Raw genomic sequence first — 1,155 nt, 5'->3', positions numbered from 1 at the left:
CAGGGCCGACGCATCTTAATTGCTATATGAGTGGAGGGTGATAGCGGTTGAGATGGAGGGATGAACAATCCTTTGAAGTATTTCGCCGAGTTGCGTGATCCGCGGGTGGAGCGGACGCGGGAGCATTTACTGGAAGAGATTCTGTTGATGACGATAGCGGCGGTGTTGAGCGGAGCCGGAAGCTGGAACGAGATCGAGGGGTACGGCAAGGCCAAACGCCTGTGGTTCAAGGGTTTTCTGAAGTTGCCGGGCGGCATTCCCTCGCACGACACTTTCAATCGGGTCATCTCCGGGCTTGATCCGGCGGAGCTGGAGGAGGGGTTTGCGGCCTGGGTGTCGTCGATTGCGAAACTGACGGCGGGCGAGGTGGTGGCCATCGATGGCAAGGCGCTGTGCGGCACGCGCGAGCTGGGCAAGTCAACGCTGGTGCACATGGTTTCTGCCTGGGCCAGCGCCAACAACCTCGTGCTTGCCCAGCGCAAGGTCGACGACAAGTCCAACGAGATTACGGCCATTCCCAAGCTTCTAGCGGCGCTGGAGTTGAGTGGAAGCGTGGTCACCGTTGATGCGATGGGTTGCCAGCGGTCGATCGCGGAGAAGATCATCTCTAAAAAGGCCGACTATATCCTGGCGGTCAAAGAGAACCAGGCCAATCTACTGGCCGAGATCAAAGACTCGTTTCAGATGCTGGCCGTCGATGGAGTGAAGGAAGAGATCGACTGCGGCCACGGGCGCGTGGAACGGCGCCGCTGCTCGGTAATCGCGGACTTGAGCCTTCTTGAAAATGCCTCCGCATGGGCGTCATTACAGGGGTTGGTACGCATCGAGTCGGAACGCTACCACAAGGCGACAGGCAAGACCGAACGCGAAATCCGCTACTACATCACCAGCCTTGGCCCCGACGCGGCGCGGCTGAATCAAGCTATTCGCAACCACTGGAGCATCGAAAACAAGCTCCACTGGGCCCTCGATGTCAGCTTCGGAGAAGACCTGGATCGCAAACGCGCCGGAAATGCTGCGCAGAACTTCTCCATCCTCAACCGCATCGCCCTCAACATGCTTCGACAGGACAAAATATGCAAGCTCGGCATCAAAGGTAAACGCCTCCAGGCCGGATGGGACAATGACTACCTCCTGCAGCTACTCGGCAATTAA

The 1,155-nt window shown here is 58.1% G+C and carries 1 protein-coding gene; it reads left to right on the top strand.

Annotated features, from left to right (window positions below):
* Nucleotides 1–60 precede the first annotated feature (60 nt).
* Complete coding sequence (locus VO84_RS19140) at nucleotides 61–1,155, top strand: ISAs1 family transposase (protein ID WP_058189401.1); 1,095 nt, start codon at nucleotides 61–63, stop codon at nucleotides 1,153–1,155.

It is taken from the genome of Occallatibacter gabretensis (assembly GCF_001449115.1).
GTDB lineage: Bacteria > Acidobacteriota > Terriglobia > Terriglobales > Acidobacteriaceae > Telmatobacter > Telmatobacter gabretensis.
The sequence above is the reverse complement of the archived record's forward strand: the minus strand, read 5'-3'. Positions and strand labels throughout refer to the sequence as shown.

What these genes read in the sequence shown, in the direction of transcription:
- VO84_RS19140 (WP_058189401.1), top strand. Translation starts at nt 61, where the DNA reads ATGAACAATCCTTTGAAGTATTTCGCCGAGTTGCGTGATCCGCGGGTG.